At 66.9% G+C, this 24780-nt stretch carries 2 protein-coding genes; both read right to left on the bottom strand.

Features of this window, described 5'->3' with window-relative positions:
* Positions 1-92: 92 nt before the first annotated feature.
* The gene (locus AC4ELH_RS03815) at positions 93-24560 is read right to left on the bottom strand and encodes a non-ribosomal peptide synthase/polyketide synthase (protein WP_498883272.1); all 24468 of its coding nucleotides are present in this window, start codon (positions 24558-24560) and stop codon (positions 93-95) included.
* Complete coding sequence (locus AC4ELH_RS03810) at positions 24550-24780, bottom strand: MbtH family protein (protein WP_055113977.1); 231 nt, start codon at positions 24778-24780, stop codon at positions 24550-24552. Before AC4ELH_RS03810 ends, AC4ELH_RS03815 begins: the two co-directional genes overlap by 11 nt.

Raw genomic sequence — 24780 nt, 5'->3', positions numbered from 1 at the left:
CAAGGCCGCGCGATTACCCCACTCGTCCAATTCCTCGAGATCATCGTCGTCGTCCAGATCCATCGACAACAATCGCCGGTTGGCGTCCGCACTCACGATTGTTGTTCCTCCCCGGTCATGGCCTCCAGCACCCGCTGGAAACGCCCGACGATCTTGTTGACGCGCTTGGCGGTGAACACGCCCGTGTCGAATTCGACACGGAGAACCAGTTCCGTCCCCGGCATCGCTTGCAGGGTAAGCGGATAATGGTTGTACTCGCGGCCGTTGACCTCCGTGATGGCCAATCCGTCGGCCATCGATGCCGCCACGCTCTCCACCGGATAGTTCTGGTACACGAACAGCGTGTCGAACAGTTGATCGTGGCCGATGGCGCGGTGGATCTCGCTGAGTGCCAGATGCTGATGGTCAAGGGTGTCGCCGTGACGTCGTTGCAGTTCTTCGAGCAGACCGGCGATGGTGGTGTCCGGCGTGATGGTGGCCCGCACCGGCACTGTGTTGATGAGCAAGCCGACCATCGAATCCGCGCCGGCCACTTCTGCCGATCGACCCGAGACCGCAACGCCGAACGCCACATCCTGCTGACCGGTGAGCCACATGAGCACCTGCGCCCAGGCGGCTTGCAGCACGGTGTTGGCGGTGGTGTGTTGCGACCGGGCGAGCTCGTTGACAGCCCGGGTGGTTTCGGCGGGCAGACGGAACGTCTCGGTGGCCCGTCGCCCCGGCCGGGTCCGGTTCGGCGCGACCAGTGTCGGTGTGGCGAAACCGGCCAGCACCTCACGCCACGCGGTATGGGCGGCGTCGACATCCCGCTCGGCCATCCACGTCACAAACCGGCGATACGATCCGGGAGTCGACAGGCGTTGTCCGTAGTAGCCCGCGAATATCTCCTGCAGCAGGATCGGCAGTGACCACCCGTCGAGCACGATGTGGTGATACGTCATGACGAACCGGTGCTCGCCGCCGGCGGTCCGGATCAGCGCCGCACGGAAGGCCGAGTGGTGGACCAGATCGCAGACCGCGGCCCGCTCGCCGGCACACAACTGCTGCACATCTGTCTCCGTGGCCATTTCGAGGTACTGCCAGGGCACATCGGGATCCGCCGGAATGATCTGCACGGGTTCGTCGAATCGCTTGTCGAACCGGGCCGCGAGGTTCGGGTGGCGCCCGACCACCGCACGTACCGCCTCGCGCAGCCGGTCGGGGTCCAGCGGGCCGGTGACCGTGACCTCGAGTTGCATGGCGTAGACATCGTCGTCGTCACTGCCGCGGGTCGCGTTGGCCTGGAACAGGAGTCCCTGCTGCAGCGGCGTCAAGGGCAGCACGTCGGCAAGGTCGTGGTCCTGGCTCAGCTCATCGATCTGTGACTGGGTGAGGTCCGCCGGAACGATGTCGGACGGGGTCAGACCGCCGCCACCCCCACGGACGTGTGCACAGATTCCGGTGAGGGCGTCGAACCAGAGTTGGCTGAGCCTGCCGACCTGCGACTCGTCCAGAGCCGACGGAGCCCAGGTCCACGAAGCGTAAAGGCTTGGGCCGTCGTCAGTTTCGGCCGTGCTTGCGTTCAGCTCGACCGTATGCCCGAGTGGCATCGGAATCGCCGCGGCAGTCGTGGCGACCGCCGCTCCGTCGACGCTGACCTGCCACAGCCCGGTCATGTCGGTCTGCGGCGCGGCGCCCGATGCGCCCAACCTACCGAGGTAGTTGAATCCCACGGCAGGGTCGGAACCGGACAGATCCACATCCGGGTTGAGGTAGCGAAGCAGTCCGTATGTCAGTCCCTCGGGCAGCGCACGCAGTTGTTCCTTGGCGTCTTTGACCACGCGGCCGAGTGCCGGATCGCCGGCCTTCACGTCAGACCAGCTCAGGCCCGACTGGCGCGGTCCGACATCCGTCGCGACGTTGAGCACCACCGGGTACTTGGTGGTGAACCAGCCCACGGTGCGGGACAGATCGACGGCCCGATCCCAAAGCCCATCCAGCTCCGCCAATTCCTCGTGACGGCCGTGGCCCTCGACATCGATGGCCACCGGCAGGGTAACTCCCAGGAACTGTGTCAAAGCAAGCCCGTAGGCGATCAACAGGATGTCTTGCACCCCGGCATGGAACGCTGCGGGGACTTCGCCGAGCAGAGCCCGCGTCGTCTCGACATCCAGTGACGCGGTGAGGTGGCCGGCAGTGGCATACGTGTCCCGCTCGGGTCGCACGGCAGGCAGCACGGATGGAGTCGCCAACGCTCGTCGCCAATTGTCGGCTTCAGCCTCCACCGAGACGGAGCGGGCGTGCTCGTCGAGCAGTGCGGCCCACTGCGCGAAGGACGTCCCAGTCACCGGCAATGCCACCGGCCGGCCCTGGCAGTGCTGCGCCCAGGCAATGTTGAGGTCTTCCAACAGGATCCGCCACGAGACCGCGTCGACGGCCAGGTGGTGAATGGTCAACACCAACTGCTGGGTGGATGCCACCCACAGCGCGCTCACCATCGTGCCTGCGGCCGGGTCGAGCCGCGATCGGGCTGCCACCAACGCCTCATCCGAGAGTACGTCGACCGACTCCAGATGTGCTTGCGCCGAACCCTTCTCGGGGACCAGCAATGACCAGTTGCCAGCTTGGTCGTGTTCGGCGCGCAACCGCAGCATGGCATGCCGGTCCAGCAGGGCACTCATGACCAACTGGGCATCGGACTCGGTGGCTCCCGGCGGGGCCTGGACCATCACTGTCTGGTTGAACTCGCCGGTGGAACCCCCGGCACGCTCCACCTGCTCCAGCCAGCGCATGATCGGGGTCACCGCCACCGGCCCGACCCCCTCGTCGACCGGACCGTCGTCATCGCTCGTCACGCCGACCACTTGTGCCAGTCGGGCCACGGTCTGCTCGACGAAAATGTCACGCGGACGGCACATCACGCCGCACGCCCGGGCCTGGGCGACCACTTGCATGGAAAGAATGCTGTCCCCGCCCAGGTCGAAGAATGATTCGTCGACCCCGACCCGCTCGAGGCCGAGAACCTGGGCGTAGATGCCGGTGAGGATCTCCTCGATGTGGGTCGCGGGTGCACGGTACCGACCGGTGTCCTGGTACTCCGGTGCGGGCAAGGCGCGGGTGTCGAGTTTGCCGTTGACCGTCAACGGCAACGCCTCCAGCACCACGATCGCTGTCGGGACCATGTAGGGGGGCAGTCGGTCGGCCAACGCCTCTCGCAGCGCGCCCGGATCCACCGTCCCGGTCGTCTCTTCGGTGACATAGCCGACGAGGCGCTTGATACCCGGATGGTCCTCACGGGCGATCACCACCGCCTGCCCCACGCCGTCCAACCCGCCCAAAGCGGTCTGCACTTCGCCGAGCTCGATGCGGTAACCACGGATCTTGACCTGGTCATCGGCGCGACCCAGGTACTGCAGCTGTCCGTCGGCACGCCAGCTCACGAGATCCCCGGTGCGGTACATCCGCGTCGCGGGCTCCCCCGGCTCGCCGAACGGGCACGCCACGAACCAGGCTGCGGTCAAGGCCGACCGGCCGAGGTAACCGCATGCCACTCCGTCGCCGGCCACGTACAGCTCACCGACCACTCCGGGCGGCACCGGGCGCAACCACTCGTCCAACACGAACAGCGCCGACGTGGCGACAGGCGCCCCGATCGGGGCGACATTCGGACCGGCAGCTCCGGTTTTCAATGGCACGCTCATCGACGCGTAGACCGTGATCTCGGTGGGTCCGTAGGCGTTGATCACCACCCGTCCGGGAGCCCAGCGATCAACCACCTCACCGGGACAGGCCTCACCACCGAGCAGCAAGGCGACCGATTCCAGGCCCTGCGGTGACAGCGCCCCGGCGGCCGACGGCGTCTGGGTGAGCACGTTGACCTGCTCGCGGACCAGCAGGGCATGGAAATCGTCCGGTGAGCTCACCACCGACTCGGGCACGACCACAAGGCGCGCACCCCCCAGCAAGGCGGCCCAGATCTCCCACACCGAGAAGTCGAAGGCGTACGAATGACACTGCGTCCACACCTGATTCGCCGGGAGATCCGCAGGCGTGGACCGGGCCAGGTGCGCCAGATTGTCGTGGGTGACGGCCACGCCCTTGGGCAGACCGGTGGTCCCCGACGTGTAGATCAGGTAGGCGAGATCATGGGCGGCGAACTCGGGCGCCAGGTCAGGAAGCGGTGTAGCCGGTTGGTCGGCCAAAGCCGGATCGTGAACATCGATGGTCTGCAGGCGATGTCCGGCCAACCGATCAGCCAATGCGGCGGTGGTGACCGCGACGACAGGTGCGGCATCGGCCAGCATGAAATCGATCCGGGCCGCGGGCAGCGCCGGGTCGATCGCCAGATACGCGGCTCCGGTCTTCAGCGCCGCCAGCATCGCGACGATCGCCTCGGCGGAGCGGTCCAGTAGCAGGGCCACGCAGGTTCCAGGACCCGCGCCGCATCCGATCATCCGGCGGGCCAACCGGTTTGCAGCCTCATCGAGTCCGCGGTAGGTCAGCGAATGCCCGTCCGAGGTCACTGCGACGGCCTCCGGAGCGCGGGCGACCTGCGCGGCGAACAGCGCGGGAACCGACACCGGTGTGCGGGCGGACCGGGCGAGCGCGGTCCGGTTTCCGATCACGTCGAGGTGGGCGTGTTCAACGGCGTCGAGTAGGTCGAGCTTGGACAGCCGCCGGTCGGTGTCGGTGGTCATCGCGACCAGCACCTGCTCGAATCGTCTGATCAGTGTTTGAATGCTCGCCGCGTCGAACACGTCGGTGCGGAACTCCACCGTGCCGCCGATGCCGGCGGGAGCCCCGTCCACGGTGCGGCGTTCGGCCAGCGAGAAGCTCAGATCCATTCGTGCCGTGTGGGTGTCCATCGGCATCTGGCTGACCTCAAGGTCGCCGAGCGCGAGCCCGGAGCCGGATGCGTTCGTGGCCCGTCCGGGGACGTTCTGCCACGCCAGAGCCACCTGAATCAATGGGTGATGGGTCAGGGAGCGTGTCGGATTGAGCCGATCGACGAGCACCTCGAACGGCACATCCTGGTGCTCGTAGGCGGCGAGGCTGCGGGCCCGTACCTGGGCGAGCAAGTCCGCCACGGTGGGGTCACCGGCCAGGTCTGCCCGCAGAACCAGGGTGTTGACGAAGAAGCCGATCAGCTCATCCAGCGCAGGGTCCCGGCGTCCGGCGATGGGGAAACCCACTGCCACATCGGAACTTCCGCTGAGTTTGGAGAGCACGGTCAGTAGCGCCGCCTGCAGCACCATGAAGCTGGTCGCGTTGTGCTCCCGAGCCACCCGGGCCACCTGCTGCTGCAGGTCGGCGGACCAGCTCAGGGCGATCGTGGCGCCACGCTGATCGGCGGCCGGCGGGTAGGGGCGGTCGGTGGGCAGATCCACCCGTTCAGGCATCCCGGCCAGGGCATCCTGCCAGTACGCCAGCTGCGAGGCGATCCGGCTCTGACTGTCGCCCAGGTCGCCGAACTGCGCGCGTTGCCACAACGTGTAATCGACGTACTGGACTGCCAGATCAGCCCAGCCGGGCGTCTGTCCGGAGCTTCGGCCTGCGTAGGCCACTCCCAGGTCAGCCACCAGCGGAGTGACCGACCAACCGTCGGCAGCGATGTGGTGCACCACCGCCGCCAGTACGTGTTCGTCGTCGGCAAGGCGGAAGAGCCGCGCCCGCAACGGTATTTCGGTGGACAGGTCAAACGTGTGACTCGCGGCCTCGCCGACGGCCTGCTGCAGCCGCTCCGTGGTCCAACCGGTGGCATCGACGACATCCCAGCCGAACTGGGCGTCCTCGACCGCCACCACCGACTGCCGCGGAATGCCGTCGACGGCCGGGAACACGGTGCGCAGGCTCTCGTGACGGGCCACCACATCGGCCAGCGCCACACCCAACGCCTCGACATCGAGTGCCCCGCTGATACGGAGTGCGGTCGGCATGTTGTAAACCGGTGACGGGCCCTGTAATTGGTCCAGGAACCACAGCCGGGACTGCGCGAACGACAGCGGAACCACCGCGGGCCGCGGACCGGCCACCAGCGGATCAAGGCGTGCCGATTCCCCGCCGATGCGGGGTGCCAGTTGCGCCACCGTCGGCGCCTCGAACAGCACCCGCACCGCAAGGCCGGTGTCCAGGGCCGTGTTCACCGCGGCGACCAGACGCATCGCAGACAGGGAATCTCCGCCGAGGTCGAAGAACGAGTCGTCAACTCCGACGCGCTCCACGCCGAGCACGCGGGCGTAGATCTCGGTCAGGATCTCCTCGGTGGGGTTCGCGGGGGCACGGTAGTGGTCGATGTCCTGGTACTCGGGTGCCGGCAGGGCGCGGGTGTTCAGCTTTCCGTTGGGGGTCAACGGCAAAGCCGCCAGGACGACCACGGCGGCCGGAACCATATAGGACGGGAGCTGCTCGGCGAGCTGGGCACGCAGCTTGCCCGGCTCCGCTGTCCCGGTTACGTAGCCCACCAGCCGCAGGGTGTCGGGCCGGTCCGCACGAGCGACCACCGCCGCCTGCTCGACGCCGTCCAAACCGGCCAGCACCGCCTGGATCTCGCCGAGCTCGATGCGGTATCCGCGGATCTTGATCTGCTCATCAGCACGGCCCACGTAGCGCAATTGACCATCGGTGCCCCAGGACACCAGGTCGCCGGTGCGGTACATGCGGCTGCCCGGTAGGCCGAACGGGCAGGCCACAAAGCGGGAGCCGGTCAGGTCGGCCCGGCCCAGGTAGCCGAGACCCACGCTGCGGCCGGCCACGTACAACTCCCCGACGACGCCGGGCGGCACCTGCCGCATCGATCCGTCGAGCACGAACAGCGCCGCGCCCGGTACCGGCGCCCCGATCGACGGCGCCCCGGACCCGGCGCTCAAAGGCACAGTCCTGGAGGCACATATCGTCGTTTCCGTCGGGCCGTAGGCGTTGACCATCACCCGCCCCGGCGCCCAACGGTCCACCGTGTCGGCCGAGCAGGCCTCACCGGCCACCAACAACGTCACGCCGGCCAACCGCTCAGGTGACAACATCGCCACCGCCGACGGGGTCTGGCTCAACACGTCGACCTGTTCGGCAACGAGCAGGGTCTGCAGATCTTCTGGTGAGCGAGCCACAGATTCGGGTACGACCACCAGTCGGCCACCGTGTAGCAGCGCGCCCCAGATCTCCTCGACCGAGGCATCGAAGGCGTAGGAATGCCACTGTGTCCAGGTCTTTCCGGCCAGGAAGGTGTCCGGGGTCCCCAGCAGTTCGGTCACGTTGCGGTGGGTGATCGCCACGCCTTTGGGGACACCGGTGGTGCCCGAGGTGTAGATCAGATACGCGATGTCGTCGGCTTCCGGCGCCGCGAGTCGGATGTCGGTGGCCCCGTAGGGATCCGGGTGTGCGACGTCGGCGGTGTCACCGACGTCGATGACCAGGACGTCGCATCCGGCCAGTCGGTCGGCGAGACCCGCGGTGACGATCGCGGCGGCCGGTGCGGCGTCGGCGAGCATGAATTCGATCCGCGCATCGGGTAGCACCGGGTCGATCGGCAGATACGCCGCACCGGTCCTGAGCACGGCCAGCATGGCCACCACCGCATCCGCGGAGCGCTCCGCCAGCAGTGCCACGCATGCCCCCGGGCCGACACCGTGGGCACCCAGCTTGTGGGCCAACCGGTGTGCGGCACTATCGAGTTCCAGATAAGTCATGCTGCGACCGTCGGCGGAGATGGCCACCGCCTCGGGGGCACGGACGACCTGTATGGCGAACAGTTCTGGAATCGACACGGCGGAGCGGTCGGGCTCGGGAGTCGTCAACACTGCCCGGTTGCCCCAGCCGTCGAGGCGGACATGCTCGGCCGTGTCGAGCAGATCCAGAGACGACAGCCGCTGGGTGGGATCGGATGTCATCGCTGCCAATACGCGCTGCCACCGCGCGATCAGCGCCATGATGCTGTCTGCGTCGAACACGTCGGTGCGGAATTCCACCGCGCCGCCGATCCCGGCGGGCTCACCGTCGGAGGTCCACCGTTCGCCGAGGGACAAGGTCAGGTCCATACGGGCGGTCTGGGTGTCCACCGGCAGGGGTGTCACCTGGAGATCGCCCAGGGTCAACCCGTCCGCTGGACCGGTGTCCTGCCAGGGAAGGTTCTGCCAAGCCAACGCGACCTGCACCAGCGGATGATGGGTCAGGCTCCGGGTCGGATTGAGGCGCTCCACCAGAACTTCGAACGGCACGTCCTGGTTCTCGAAGGCGGCCAGGGTGCGAGTCCGCACCTGCGCCAGCAACTCCGCCACCGTGGGATTCCCATCCAGATCCACTCGCAACACCAAGTTGTTGACGAAGAAGCCCACCAGCTCATCGAGAGCTGCGTTACCGCGCCCGGCGATCGGGAAACCAACGGCCACATCTGAACTCGCGCCCAGGTTGGACAGCAGAACGGCGAGGGAAGCCTGCATCACCATGAAGTTGGTCGCGCTGTGCTCGGCGGCCACCTCATTCACCCGTTGCTGCAACTCGACCGGCCAATCCACCGCCACGGTGGACCCGCGCTGATCGGCAACCGGCGGGTAAGGACGGTCGGTTGGCAGAGCCAGGTGTTCGGGCAGGCCAGCCAGCGCCTCTTCCCAGTAGGCCAGCTGCGCGGCGATCGGACTGTCGGTGTCGTCGAGATCACCGAGCTGCGCACGCTGCCACAGCGTGTAGTCGACGTATTGCACCGGCAGAGGCTCCCATTCGGGAGCCTCTCCCCTGCTCCGGCCGGCGTAGGCCACGCTCAGGTCACGCACCAGCGGGGTAAGGGACCACCCGTCGGCGGCGATATGGTGCACGACGGCCACCAGTACGTGCTCATCTTCCGCGACGCGGAAAAGTTTTGCCCGCAAGGGTATCTCGGCAGCCAGGTCGAAGCTGTACCGCACTGTCTCGGCGATGCCCTCCTTGAGCGCACCGGCCGGCCAAGCCGTGGCATCCACGACGCTCCAACCGAACTCGATCGCGTCGACCGATGCCACCACCTGCCGAGGTGTTCCCTCCGGCGCATCGAACAACGTCCGCAGGCTCTCATGGCGAGCCACCACATCCGCGAGCGCTGCACCCAACGCGTCCGCGTCGAGGTGCCCATGCAGTTGCAGACCGACCGGCATGTTGTAAACCGGGGACGGCCCCTGGAACTGGTCGACGAACCACAACCGGTTCTGGGCGAACGACAGTGGGATCACATCCGGGCGTTCCCCGGCCACCAGTGGCTCCAGGCGCCCTGCGCGTTCACTGACATGCAATGCCAATTGGGCGACCGTGGGCGCTTCGAACACCGTGCGTACCGACAGTTCGGTGTCCAGAGCGGCGTTGATCGCGGAGACCAGGCGCATGGTCGAGACCGAATCCCCGCCCAGATCGAAGAACGAGTCGTCGGCGCCCACCCGCTCCACGCCGAGGACGCGGGCGAAGATCCCGGCCAGGATCTCCTCATCGGGGCCGGCGGGCGCACGATAGTGACCGGCGTCCTGGAAGTCCGGCGCCGGCAGCGCCCGGGCGTCGAGTTTGCCGTTCACCGTCACCGGCAGCGCGGCCAGCGCCACCACCGAGGCGGGAACCATGTAGCCCGGCAAGCGTTCGGCCAGCGCGGCGCGTGCCTGGACGGGATCGGCGGTCCCGGTGATGTAGCCAACCAGTCGCTTGTCACCCGGATTGTCCTCGCGGGCGATCACCGCTGCCTGGTCAACTCCCTCGAGCGCGGTGAGCGCGGACTGGATCTCGCCGAGCTCGATGCGATACCCGCGGATCTTGACCTGCTCATCGGCGCGGCCGAAGTAGTCCAGCTGTCCGTCGGCGCGCCAACGCACCAGATCGCCGGTGCGGTACATGCGCGAGCCAGGTTCCCCGAACGGACACGCCATGAAACGCGATGCGGTCAATCCCGTACGACGCCAATACCCCACGCCCACACCGGCACCCGACAGGTACAACTCGCCGACCACGCCTGCGGGCACCGGGCGCAGCCACTCGTCCAGTACGAAGAACGCCGCCCACGCCGTGGGCGAGCCGATCGGCGGCGCACCGGAACCGGCCTCCAGAGGCGTGCTGGCGCACAACCACATCGTGGTCTCCGTCGGGCCGTAGACGTTGACCATCACCCGCCCCGGAGACCAGCGATCCACCAGGTCCGGCGGGCAGGGCTCGGCGCCGATCACCAGCGCCGTGTCGTCCAGGCCTTGCACCGCCAGCACGCCCACGGCCGACGGGGTCTGCGTCAACACCGTGACCTGTTCACGCACCAACAGGTCGTGGAAGTCCTCCGGTGAGCGCGTCACCGACTCCGGCACCACCACGAGGCGCCCGCCGTGCAGCAGCGCACCCCAGATCTCCCACACCGAGAAGTCGAAGGCATATGAGTGGAACTGCGTCCACACCTGTCCCGGCGCAAGCGGTATCCCGATCTGCAACGAGTCGAACAGCTGCGCCACGTTGTGCTGGGTGACCGCAACACCCTTGGGCTGCCCGGTGGTGCCCGAGGTGTAGATGATGTGGGCCATGTCGTCGGGGGCCGGCGGCGTCGGTGCCGTACTGGGCTGGGTGGCCACGATGGGGTCGGCAACATCGCCGCCGTCGAAAATCCTCAGCTGGTGACCGTCGAACCGATCGAACAGCGCCCTGGTGGTGACCGCGGCGATGGGAGCGGCGTCGGTCAGCATGAAATCGACCCGGGTCTCCGGCAGGGCCGGGTCGATCGGCAGGTAGGCCGCACCGGCCTTGAGCACCGCCAAGATCGCCACGACTGCCTCTGCCGAACGGGGGAACATCAACGCGACCCGCTCGCCGGGTCCTACTCCCTCACCGACGAGCAAGTGTGCCAATCGATTCGCGGCCTCGTCGAGTTCGCGGTAGGTGAAGGTCCGGTCCTCGCAGACCAGCGCCACCGCCTCCGGCGTACGTGCAACCTGGGCGGTGAACAGTTCCGGCACCGACGTCGGCTGCGGCAGGTGAGCCAGGACGTCCCGGTTGCCCCAGCGCTGAAGGCGCGCCCGTTCGGACTCGTCGAGCAGATCCAGCGCCGACAGCTGCCGATCCGGGGCGGCGGTCATCGCCGCCAGGATCGCCTCGATCCGTTTGGTGAGGGCTTCGATGTCGGTCGGGTCGAACACATCGGTGTCGTATTCGAGACGCAGCCGCAGTTCGTCACCGGGTATCGCCTGCATCGTGAGCGGGTAGTCGGTGGACTCGTGGCTGGTGAACTCGGTGATCTCCAGTCCGTCGTCCACTCCGGACAATGCGTTGGTGTCCACCGGGTAGTTCTCGAACACGAACAAGGTGTCGAACAGACGGTCCTGGTCGGTGATGCGATGAATCTCGCTGAGCGCCAGATATTGGTGCTCAAGGGTTTTGGTCTGTGCGCTCTGCAGGTGGTCGAGCAGGTCGGCGGTGCTGGTCGCCGCGGTGATGTCAGCGCGCACGGGCACCGTGTTGATCAGCAGACCCACCATCGATTCCGCGCCGGGCACCTCGGCCGGCCGACCCGAGACCACCGTGCCGAAGGCGATGTCATGCTGGCCGGTAAGGGAGTTCAGCAGCAGTGCCCACGCACCCTGCAGCACGATGTTGACAGTGGTGTGGTGTGAGCGCGCCAGATCATTGAGCTCCCGGGTGGTCTGCTCGGACAGTCGATGCGCCCGCACGCCACGGCGCCCCGACCCTGACTTCTGCGACGGACCGACCAAGGTGGGTGTGTCGAAGCCGGCCAGTACCTCGCGCCAGGCTGCGTGTGCGGCCGCGACGTCGCGATCGGCCAGCCAGGTGATGAAACTGCGATACGGCGTGGCCGCGGGCAGCCGAAGCCCTTGATAGCAGGCGAAGATCTCTTGCAACAGGATGGGCAGCGACCAGCCGTCGAGCACGATGTGGTGATTGGTCAGCAGCACTCGATGTCGGTTGTTCGCAGTGCGGACGACCGCCACCCGGAAAGCCGGTGGATGGGCCAGGTCGCACACCGCGCTGCGTTCCTCGGCGCAGATCTGTCGGATCTGTTCCTCGGTTGCCGCGGCGCCCAATTCGACATATCGCCAACCCGCGGTGGGATCGGCCGGAATGATCTGCACCGGCTCGTCGAACTGCTCGCAGAATCGGGCCGCCAGGTGTGGATGGCGATTGGCAACGGCCTGTACAGCATCGCGCAGCCGGTGCTCGTTGAGCATTCCGGCGACCGTGATGTCCAGTTGGACGACATACAGATCGTCGTCGGGCCCCTGCGCGGTGCTGCTGTGGAAGACCAGGCCTTGCTGTAGCGCGGTCAGCGGCAAAATGTCCGCGATCCGGTACTGCTGTGACAATTCGTCGATCTCGTGCTGGGCAAGCCGGGCCGGCGCGATGTCCGACGGGGTCAATCCTCCTCCGCCACTTCGCACGTGCACGCAGAGACCGCTCAGGGCGTCCAGCCACAATTGGCTCAGCCGCATGATCTCGGCCTCGTCGATCGACGATTGCGCCCAGGTCCAGTTGGCCTGCAGATGTGGGCCTGCACCGGTGTCGACGGTGCCGGCATTGAGGGCCACGGTGTGGGACAACGGCATCGATATCGCCGCGGTCACAGCGGTGGTCGATGCGGCTTCTGCCGGCATCTGCCACAACTCGCCGGTCATTTGCGTGGACCCGCCCCCGAGGCGGCCGAGGTAGTTGAATCCGACTGTGGGGTCGGCCATGTCGAGGTCGACATCGGGGTTGAGGTAGCGCAGCAGCCCGTAGGACAAGGGGTCCGGTTGGCCCCGCAGCTGTTCCTTGGCCTCTTTGACCGCCGCGCCCAACGCCGGGTCACCGGCGATCACCTGATCCCAGGACAGCGCGCCCAGAGACAGTGCAACCGGGTATTTCGTGGTGAACCACCCGACCGTGCGGGACAGGTCGACGTCAGCGGCAATCTCCTCATGCCGCCCGTGGCCCTCGACATCGAGCGCAATCGGATCGCCGCCGCTGCCCGTGAATTCAGCCAGCGCGAGGCCGAATGCGATCAGGAGGATGTCGTGTACCCCGGCGTGGAACGCTGTCGGCACCTCGCCGAGCAACATTCGCGTGGTCTCGGTGTCCAGCGATATCGGCAACTGGCCGGCGGTCGCGTAGGTATCCGTTTCGGGGTGCACTGGCGGAAACACCGCGGGCGTCGCTGCGATCCGTCGCCACTCCTGCGCCCGGCTCGCAACGTCCGGATCGCTCGCGTAGGCCTCCAGCAGTCCGGCCCAGCGGGTGAACGACGTCCCCGCGGGAGGCAGCACGACCGGTTGGCTGCCGCGATGCTGCGCCCAGGCGATGTTGAGGTCTTCCAGGATGATTCGCCACGACACCCCGTCGACCGCCAGGTGGTGAACGACCAACACCAGCTGAGCCGTGGAGGTGACCCACAACGCCCGCAACATCGCGCCGGAGGCCGGGTCCAGCCCCGACCGTGCGACTACCAGTGCCTCATCCGTCAGGGCGTCCACCGACTGCAGACATTCGCTTGCGTCGACAGAACCCGGCTCGGGCGCGGTCAACGACCACCCGCCCGCCTGGTCGGCCTCGGCACGCAGCCGCAGCATGGCATGCCGATCCAGCACGGCCTGCAACATGATGACGACGTCGGCTTCGGTCGCCCCACCGGGAGCCTGCACCAGCAGCGTCTGGTTGAACTGGTCGATGGGGCCGCCGGAGCGTTCCACGGCATGCAGCCACCTGATGATCGGGGTGGCCGGCACCGGTCCCACGCCTTCGTCGACCGGGCCATGTGATCCGGCGGTTACACCGGCAACCCGGGCCAACCGGGCCACGGTCTGCTCGACGAAGACATCGCGTGGGCGGCACACCAGGCCGGCCGCGCGGGCCCGCGCAACGACCTGCATCGACAGGATGCTGTCGCCGCCGAGGTCGAAGAACGAGTCGTCGACTCCGACCCGCTCCAGCCCCAGAACCTGTGCGTAGATACCGGTCAGGACTTCTTCGACGGCGTCTGCCGGGGCACGGTAACGCTCCCCGTCTGCGTAGTCGGGCGCGGGAAGGGCCCGGGTGTCGAGTTTTCCGTTCACCGTCAACGGAAGTGCCGCCAGCGCCACCACGGCGACGGGCACCATGAAGGCGGGCAGCCGCTCGGCCAGCGCGGCGCGGACCCCGGCCGGATCCGCGGTGCCGGTGAGATATCCGACCAGCCGCTTGTCACCGGGACGGTCTTCCCTGGCGATCACGACGGCCTGCTCGACGCCGTCGAGTTCGGCCAGGGCGGCCTGGACCTCACCGAGTTCGATGCGGTAGCCGCGGATCTTGACCTGCTCGTCGGCGCGGCCGAGGTACTCCAGCTGCCCATCGGGCCGCCAGCACACCAGGTCTCCGGTCCGATACATGCGCGTTGCGACGCCGCCGAACGGACATGCGACAAACCGTGAGGCGGTCAACCCGGTCCGGCCCACGTAGCCGTATCCCAGGCCTGCACCCGCCACGTACAGCTCGCCGATGACTCCGGCCGGAACCGGACGCAACCACTCGTCGAGCACGAACAGCGCCGCTCCGGGAACCGGTGAGCCGATGGGGACCACGTGTGGTCCGGCGGCTTCCACCTTCAGGGGCGCACTGATCGCCACACACATCGTGGTCTCGGTCGGACCGTAGGCGTTGATCATCACCCGGCCAGGAGCCCACTGCTCCACCACCTCGGGTGGGCAGGCCTCACCGACCACGACCAGTGCCGCCGACTCCAACCCCTCGCGCGGCAACACCCGCACTGCTGACGGTGTCTGGGTGAGAACGTCGACGTTCTCGCGAACGAGCAAGGCGTGGAAGTCTTCCGGGGAAACGGTGATCTCCTCGGACACCATCACCACCCGTCCACCACGGAGCAGAGCGCCGAAGATTTCCCAGACCGAAACATCGAAGGCCAGCGAATGGCACTGCGGCCATACGCCGGGGTGCGGCAGTCCGGCGTCGAGTGTCTCGAGGAGCTGGGTCACGTTGTGGTGGGTGACCGCGACACCTTTAGGAACGCCTGTGGTGCCCGACGTGTAGATCAGGTACGCGATGTCGTCCGCATCGGGCGCCGGGAGGGCGTTAGTCGACTGCTTGCCGGGTTCGACGCTCGCGTCGACGATCGCCAAGCTGCGGCCCTGCAGCCGCTCGACCAGATCGGTGGTGGTGACCGCGGCCACTGGTACCGCATCGGCCAGCACGAAATCCAGCCGCGTATCGGGCACCGACGGATCGATCGGAAGATATGCGGCACCGGTTTTGAGGATCGCCAGGATCGCCACGATCGCCTCGGCTGACCGGTTGAACAGCAGCGCCACACACCGGCCGGGACCGGCTCCATAACCGATCAGCAAGTGCGCCAACCGGTTCGCGGCTTCATCGAGTTGGCGGTAGGTCCATGAACGGTCGCCGCAGGTGACCGCCACTGCATCCGGAGTACGCGTCACGTGTTCGGCGAACAATGCCGGCACCGACACGGCCCTCGGCGCGGGGCGGGTCAGCGTCGCCTGGTTGCCGACCGCCGCGAGACGGGCGTGGTCATCGGCATCGAGCAGATCAACCGACGACAACCGCGCGGCCGGATCGGCAGTCATCGCGGTCAGGACTCGCTGCAGCCGGGCGACCAGTGTTGCGATGGTGTCGGCGTCGAATACGTCGGTGCGGAATTCCACCGTCCCGCCGATGCCTGCCGGCTCACCGGCGTCGGTCCGGCGATCCGTCAGCGAGAAATTCAAATCCATTCGCGCGGTGTGGGTATCCACCGGCACCGGGGAGACCTGCAGATCGCCCAACGCCATTCCGGCGGCCGGATCGTTGACGTCGTGCCGGCCGAGGTTCTGCCATGCCAACGCCACCTGGATCAACGGGTGATGTGCCAGCGACCGAGTCGGGTTCAGCCGCTCGACCAGCACCTCGAACGGTACATCCTGGTGGTCGAACGCGGCCAGACTCCGCGCGCGAACCTGAGCCAGGACCTCGGCGACCGTCGGATCGCCTGAGAGGTCGACCCGCAGAACCAAGGTGTTGACGAAGAAGCCGACCAGGTCATCCAGTGCCGGATCGCGACGTCCTGCGATCGGAAAGCCAACCGCCACATCCGCACTCGCACTGAGCTTGGACAGCAGCGTCAGCAGCGCTGCCTGGACCACCATGAAACTGGTCGCATTGTGCTCCCGAGCGAACCGGGCCACCTGCTGCTGCAACTCGGCGGGCCAGTCCACCGCCAACGTCGCGCCCCGCTGATCGGACATCAGCGGGTAGGGCCGATCGGTGGGTAGCGCGGTGCGCTCGGGCATCCCGGCCAGCGCGTCCTGCCAGTAGGCCACCTGCCCCGCAATTCGGCTGTGGCTGTCCTGGAGATCGCCGAACTGGGCGCGCTGCCACAACGTGTAGTCGGCGTACTGCACCGCCAGGTCCGCCCAACCGGGTGCCTGTCCTGCGCATCGACTGGTGTAGGCCACCCCCAGATCGGCCACCAGCGGAGTGATCGACCAGCCGTCGGCGGCGATATGGTGCACCACCGCAGTGAGCACGTGCTCGTCCTCTGCCAGGCGGAACAGCCGGGCCCGCAAAGGGATCTCGGTGGACAGGTCGAAGGTGTGTCGCGACGCGGCCTCGACGGCCTCCTGTAGGCGCACCGCCGTCCAATCGGTGGCGTCGACGACCTCCCAACCGAATTCCACAGATCCACGTGCCATCACCACCTGGCGGGGAATCCCGTCGGGTGCGGCGAACAACGTCCGCAGGCTCTCGTGCCGGTCCACCACATCGGTCAGCGCCGCACGCAACGCATCGACATCCAGCGCGCCGCTGAGGCGGAAGGCGGCCGTCATGTTGTAAACCGATGAGGGGCCCTGCAATTGATCCAGGAACCACAAGCGCGACTGGGCGAACGACAACGGAACCACGTCCGGGCGCTCACCGGCGGCCAGCGGCTGCAACTGAGCCGCTTCCCCACCGATATGGCACGCCAACTGCGCGACCGTGGGCGCGTCGAACAACGAGCGCACCCCGATTCCTGCCTTCAGGGATGTGTTGACCGCCGCGACCAGACGCATCGCGGAGAGCGAATCCCCGCCCAGATCGAAGAACGAGTCGTCGACACCTACCCGATTCAGGCCCAGGACCCGGGCATAGGCGTCGGCCAGGATCTCCTCGACCGGGTTGGACGGTGCCCGATAGTGATCGGTGCCGGCGAAGTCAGGTGCGGGCAGCGCGCGTCGGTCCAGCTTGCCGTTGACCGTCAGCGGCACCGCGTCGATCGCCACCACCGCGGCCGGGACCATGTAGTTCGGCAGCCGCTCGGCCACCTCGGCGCGGACCTGGCCCGGATCGGCGGTGCCGGTGATGTAGCCGACGAGACGCACGGGACCGGCGTCGTGGCCGCGGGCGATCACCACCGCCTGTGTCACCCCGTCGACAGCCGCAAGCGCGGCTTGTACTTCACCGAGTTCGATGCGGTAGCCCCGGATCTTGACCTGCTCGTCGGCGCGCCCGAGGTACTGCACCTGACCGTCGTCGCCCCACCGCACCAGATCGCCGGTGCGATACATCCGTTGTCCCGCGCTGCCGAACGGGCAGGCCACGAACCGCGACGCGGTCAAACCTGCCCGGCGCCAATAACCCACGCCCACACCGCGACCGGCGATGTAAAGCTCGCCGACCACTCCGGGCGGCACCGGACGCAGCCAGGCGTCCAGGATGAACAGCGCTCCCCCGGCCACCGGCTTGCCGATGGGCACGACCGGCCCCGGGGCGAGCGGTGCGCTCATCGACGCGTACACCGTGGCCTCGGTGGGACCGTAGGCGTTGATCATCACGCGTCCGGGCGCCCAGCGGTCGACCAATTCAGACGGGCAGGCCTCGCCGGCCACCACCAAGGCAGCCGAGTCCAGGCCTTGCGGCGAGATCATCCCCGCTGCCGAGGGCGTCTGACTCAGCACGGTGACGCGTTCGGCGACCAGCAGCTGATGGAAAGCGTCGGGCGATTCGGCGACGTGTTCAGGCACCACCAGCAGACGTGCGCCGTGCAGCAACGCACCGAAGATCTCCCACACCGAGACGTCGAAGCTGTACGAATGCCACTGCGTCCAAACCTGACCCGGCCCTGACGACACGTTGGTGTCGAGTGAGCCGAACAGCCCGGGTACGTTCCGATGCGGGATGGCAACACCTTTCGGGACACCGGTGGTGCCCGAGGTATAGATGATGTAAGCGATGTCGTCGGGTCCCGGTCCCGAGGGCGCGCTGGCGGGGTGGTGGTCCACAGCCGCGTCGTCGACGTCGATGACGTGGAGGTCGCACCCGTCCAGACGCGACCGCCGGTCGGCGGTGGTGACCGCGACGATGGGGGCGGCGTCGGCCACCATGAACTCGATACGCGCCAACGGAAGTGCCGGGTCCACCGGGACATAGGCCGCGCCGGTCTTCAGCACCGCCAGAATCGCCACGATCGCCTCGGCAGACCGGGAGAACAGCAGCGCCACAACCTCACCCGGGCCGGCGCCGTGACCTGCCAACAGGTGCGCAAGCCGGTTGGCTGCGACATCGAGTTCCCGGTACGTCATCGACCGGCCGTCGAAGGTCACCGCCACGGCGTCGGGCGTGCGCGCGACCTGTTCGGCGAACAACGTCGGAATTGACTGCGCTGTGGCCGGTTTGGCCAATACCGCCAGGTTGCTCCACTCGTCGAGGCGGGAGTGCGTGCGCTCGTCCAGCAGATCGACCGACGACAATGGCCGGTCCGGATCCACGGCCATCGACGCCAGGATCGTCTTCAACCGATCGATCAGGACCTCGATGGCGCCGAGGTCGAAGACATCGGTGTCGTACTCAACGCGTAGCTGCATTTCGCGGTCGACGCGTGGCCCGGTCTCGCGGCCGGGCAGCGCCTGCACCGCCAGCGGGTAGTGGTTGGACTCGCGGAAATCGAACTCGGTGACGGTCAAGCCGTCGACACCCAGCGGCGCGGTGGTCTCGATCGGATAGTTCTCGAAAACCAGGAGGGTGTCGAACAGTTGGTCCTGGCCGGTGATGCGGTGGATGTCCCGGAGCGCCAGGTGCTGATGCTCGAGCGTGTCGTTGTGGGCACTCTGCAGCTGATCGAGCAGGTCCGCGGTGCTGGTTGCCGGCGTGAAGGTGGCCCGAACCGGCACCGTGTTGATGAGCAGGCCCACCATCGAATCCGCGCCGGCGACCTCGTCCGGACGCCCCGAGACCGTCGTGCCGAATGCGACGTCAGACTGACCGGTCAGCGAGCTGAGCATCAGCGCCCACGCGCCCTGCAACACCACGTTGGCGGTGGTGTGATGCGAGCGAGCCAGGTCGCCGAGGGCCCGGGTGATCTCGAGGGGCAGCCGGAATGACTCGACGCCTCGTTGCCCCAGCCCTTTTCGGTCTCCCGGGCCGACCAGGGTGGGAGTGTCGAAGCCAGTCAACCTTTCCTGCCACGCCTCGTGGGCGCCGGCGTGATCCCGTTCGCCCAGCCAGGTGACGAATCGGCGGTACGGTGCGGCGGCAGGCAGCCGATGCCCACCGAAGCTTGCGAAGATCTCCTGCAGCAGGATCGGCATCGACCAGCCGTCGAGGACGATGTGGTGGGTGGTCAGTACGAAACGGTGCCGCTCATCCGCGACGCGGATGAGGGCAGCCCGAAACGGCGCCTGGTTGTGGAGGTCGCACACCGCGGCACGTTCGGCGGCACAGACCGCCTGGATCTGGTCATCGACGACGTCGGCGTCGGGATTCAGTTCGACAAACCGCCACGGCACCGCGGGGTCGACAAAGATGACCTGCACCGGCTGCTCGAACTGTTCGCAGAACCGGGCCGCGAGGTGGGGATGCCGTGCCGCGACCGTCTGCACCGCATCGCGGAGCCGATTCTCGTCGAGCGGTCCGCTCAATGTGATGTCGAGCTGCATCGCGTAGACGTCGTCAGAGTCCAGTGCGGCGCCGGCGTGGTAGAGCAGTCCCTGTTGCAGCGGTGTCAGCGGCAACACGTCGGCGACGCGGTACTGCCGACTCAGCTCGTCGATCTGCTGCTGGCTCAACTCGGCCGGGGCGATGTCCGACGGAGTCAAGCCGCCGCCACCGCGACGCACATGCTCGCAGATGCCGGTCAGGGCCTCGAACCACAACTGGCCCAATCGGTTCACCAGCTCGTCGTCGAGCGCAGAGAGCGCCCACGTCCAGTCGGCATTCAATTGGACGCCGACGGCGGTGTCGACAGTGGCCGCGTTGAGTTCCACGGTGTGCCCCAGTGCGGTGGGCACCGCCGCTGCGATGCTCGCCGACGAGAAGCCATCGGGGCAGATCCGCCAGACATCAGCGGACGTCTCGTCCGGCGTCGCCCCCAGGCGCCCCAGGTAGTTGAATGCGATCACCGGGTCAGGCCCGGCCAGGTCCACGTCCGGGTTCAGGTACCGCAGTAGGCCGTAAGTCAGGCCGTCGGGCTGGGCCCGCAGCTGCTCCTTGGCATCTTTGAGCGTGGCGCCGAGAGCCGCATCACCGGCGACCACCTGGGCCCACGACAGGCCACCACCGCGATCGAAGCTCAACGCCACCGGGTATTTGGTGGTGAACCATCCGACCGTGCGCGACAGGTCGACATCTCGAGCGGGAATCCCACCCAGGTCTGCCATCTCCTCGTGGCGACCGTGACCCTCGACGTCAATGGCGATCGGTGCGCCGCCGGCGCGTGAGAATTCGGCCACCGCCAACCCGAAGGCGATCAACAAGATGTCATGCACCCCGGCGTGAAACGCGGCAGGCACTGCGCCGAGCAGCATCTGGGTGGTCTCGGCGTCCAGCACCATCGACAGCTGTCCGGCGGTCGCGTAGGTGTCGACCTCGGGTTGCGGCTCGGGCAACTTCGCCGGTGTCGCGGCGATCTGCCGCCACTGCTGTGCCAGCTCCCCTACGTGCGGGTGCCGCGCAGCGTGAGCCAGCAGATCCGCCCAGCGACCGAAGGACGTGCCGGTATCCGGCAATGCCGGAGGCTGCCCGCTGCGAAGCTGGGCCCAGGCGATGTTGAGATCCTCCAACACGATTCGCCACGACACCCCGTCAACCGACAGATGGTGAACGATCAATACCAGCTGGCGTGCAGAAGACACCCACAGCGCGCTGAGCATCGTCCCGGCGGCCGGGTTCAACCGCGACCGTGCCGTCAGCAGGGCCTCATCGGACAGCACATCTACCGCGTGCAGGCAGTCGGCGGCGTCAACCGAGCCCACATCGGGAACAGTCAACGACCATCTGGCCGCGCCGTCGTCCTGGGCACGCAACCGGAGTGTGCCGTGCCGATCGATCAAGGCCTGCAACAGGATTACGAGATCGCACTCGCTGATTTCGGAGGGTGCCTGCAGCACCACCGTCTGATTGAACTGGTCGATCGGGCTGTCGGCCGTTTCCAGGTCCTTCAGCCACCACATGATCGGGGTCGCAGTCACCGAACCCAGTCCGTCGTCGGCGGGCCGGTGCGCAACCGTGGTCGTCCCGACCACCTGAGCGAGGCGGGCGACAGTCTGCTGGACGAAGATGTCCCGGGGGCGGCACACCAGCCCCGCCGCGCGGGCTCGGGAGGCCACCTGCATCGACAGGATGCTGTCCCCGCCCAACTCGAAGAACGATGCATCGACGCCGACCCGGTCCAGTCCCAGGATCTGGGCGTAGATGCCGGCGAGGATCTCCTCGGTGGGAGTGGACGGGGCCCGGTAGTCATCGACGTCGTGATATTCGGGTGCGGGCAACGCTTTCCGGTCGAGCTTGCCGTTGACGGTCAACGGGAACGCATCCAAGGCGATCACGGCCGTGGGCACCATGTAGGACGGCAGACGCTCGGCCAGCGCCGCACGTGCCACGGACGGATCGGCGGACCCGATCAGGTAACCCACCAGCCGCTTGTCCCCGGGGCGATCCTCCCGGGCGATCACCACCGCCTGCTCGACGCCAACCAAAGCCGTCAATGCGGCTTCGATCTCACCGAGCTCGATCCGGTAGCCACGAATCTTGACCTGCTCGTCGGCACGACCCAGATAATGGAGCTCCCCGTCGGCACTCCAACAGACGAGATCCCCGGTGCGATACATCCGCGCACCCGGTGTGCCGAAGGGGCAGGCCACAAATCGCGTCGAGCTCAACGGAGCCCGGCCCACATAGCCATAACCCAAACCGGCACCGGCCACGTACAACTCGCCCACCGCACCGGTAGCCACCGGACGCAACCAGTCGTCGAGCACGAAAAACGCCAGATCCGCCAGTGGCACACCGATCGGACTCACATCGCCTTCGGCGTCCGCGGAGGTGATCTCACGGAACGAGGCGTGCACCGTCGTCTCGGTGATCCCGTACATGTTGATCAACCGGGGCAGCCGAGGGTGTTCGGCCAGCCATGCTTTCAGGCGGGGCGGGTCGAGTGCTTCTCCACCGAACACCACCACCTCGAGGGCCAGCCGGTTCTCCGGCTGTGCCGTGTCCACGGCAGCCAACGCATAGAACGCCGACGGAGTCTGACTCAGCACCGTGACGTGCTCGTCGACGAGTAGTGCGTGGAACTCTTCAGGCGAGCGCGTCACCGATTCGGATACGACGACGAGCCGCGCACCATGCAGCAGCGCACCGAAGATCTCCCACACCGAGAAGTCGAACGCCAACGAATGACACTGCGTCCACACCTGACCCGACGACAACGCCACATCACGATCGATTGCATCCAACAACCGCGTCACATTCCGATGCGGAATCGCCACGCCCTTGGGCACACCCGTCGTACCCGAGGTGTAGATCAGATACGCGGTATCGTCCGGTGTCGGCAGCGCCGGCAGCGGCGTACTCGGCCGGCCGTACACCGAACGGTCGTGAACATCGATCACCGCCAGCCCGCGCCCACTGAGCCGATCCAACAGATCGGCGGTGGTCACGGCGACAACTGGGGATGCATCGGTCAGCACGAACTCCAGCCGGGTATCGGGTACCGACGGATCGATCGGCACATACGCCGCACCGGTTTTGAGCACACCCAGGATCGCCACGATGGCCTCGACCGAGCGTGGAAACAGCAGCGCAACCCGCTGCCCCGGACCGACACCGCGCTCGACAAGCAAGTGCGCCAACCGATTCGCAGCCGCATCCAGCCCGCGATAGGACATCGAACTGTCACCGAAACTGACCGCCACCGCAGCCGGATCGCGGGCCACCTGCGCGGCGAACAGCTCCGGAATTGCCGCTGATGACACAGACACCGCAGCCGGCACCTCGAGCGCCGCCCGATTACCCCACCCGTCCAACCCGGTGAGCTCATCACGGACGTCGACAGTGGAAATCGACCGTCCCGGGTCGGCCGTCATCGATGTCAGCACCCGTTGGAAACGGTCCGCCAAATCGCCTGCGTCGCAGCCGGCGAACAGCTCCCCCACGCCCGTCATGCTGAGAAGGAGATCTTCACCTTCCTGGAGGAACACGAGACCGAACTGATCCACCAGCCCGGTGTGGGTCACCGTCCCCGACCCGAAAGTGCTACCGAAATAGGCGACCGGGATGGTCGGGATGAAATTGATCGCGGCCCGAGTCGACGGCTGCCCGGCCCCCTGGAAACGCGTCTTGTTCTCGATAGCGCGGAGCGGGAAACGCTGATGGCGCATCGCTTCCTGGATGCGCGTGTCGACATGCCTGCAGAATTCGGCCACTGTGGACTGCGGTGACGTTGTCAGAACCAATGGCACGACTCCGGAGACCATCCCGGGCATCAGCAGTACTTCAGGACTCACCCGTCGACTCACCGGAAAATCGAGGACAACCTCGGATCCCCCGGTCTCGCCATGTACGAGCAGCGCGTACGCCGCGGCGACCACCGACGCTCGGCGGACCCCGAGAGCTTTCGAGAGCTCTCGCGCCCTGTCGACCGCGCAACGATCCAATCGGATTGGCGCAGAAGGCTCGTACTCATCGATCGGGTTTGCGACTCCGACGGCGGGTCCAGGACGAGACTCAGCTTCAGGCGGTACATTCTTGGACCAATAGGCCTGATCAACGAGGTAATCGTCGGTAGCCTCGTATTCGGACTCGCAATCGATGATGCTCTTCAGCGGGCCGAAGATCGTGGGCGGTATCGCCTCGCCGGCATCGATTGCTGTATAGGCGGCGGCAATCTGGTGAATGACGAGACCCATGCCGATGCCGTCGATCGCGATGTGGTGACAGCACACAAAAAAGTAGAACTCGTCAGACCGAGTCTGCATCAACGCGAACTTGAACAGCGGACCGTCCAGCGGCATCGGCGTTCGACGGATCGCTGCAACCACCCGATAGGCGTCCTGCACCGGGTCGGCCGAGCCCGTCAAGTCGTAGCGGCCGAGTTCGATGTCCGGATAGTCGACAACTGTCTGGAAAACTTGGCCGTCTACCTCCGCAAATACAGCCCTGAGGGGTTCGGCCTCAGCGACCACGTGACGAATGGCCCGTTCGAGGACGTCATGTTCGATGACGCCGTCGAGACGGGCAAGCATTCCCAGCTGCCACTTGACACCGGCGCGCCCAGACTCCTCGGCAAGCCAAATGTCCAGCTGGCCCCGCGTGAGCGGAAGTGCCCCGTGATCACTTCGGGTATTTCCAGCCGACGGCTTACTGATCAACAGTCCGACCCTGTGCCAACCTCTCGCGGAGACTCTTCGGCCGGATGTCAGGCCAATGTTGCTCGATGTACTCCAGGCAGGAGGCGCGATCCGCCTCGCCGTAGACCACCCGCCAGCCGGCCGGAACATCTGCGAAGGCCGGCCACAGGCTGTGTTGCTCCTCGTCGTTGATCAAAACGAAAAAACTGCCGTTGTCGTCGTCGAATGGATTGATGCTCAC

The sequence above is a fragment of the Mycobacterium shunyiense genome (genome assembly GCF_058270075.1).
Note: the sequence above shows the minus strand (reverse complement) of the source record. Positions and strands in the feature narration are given on the sequence as shown.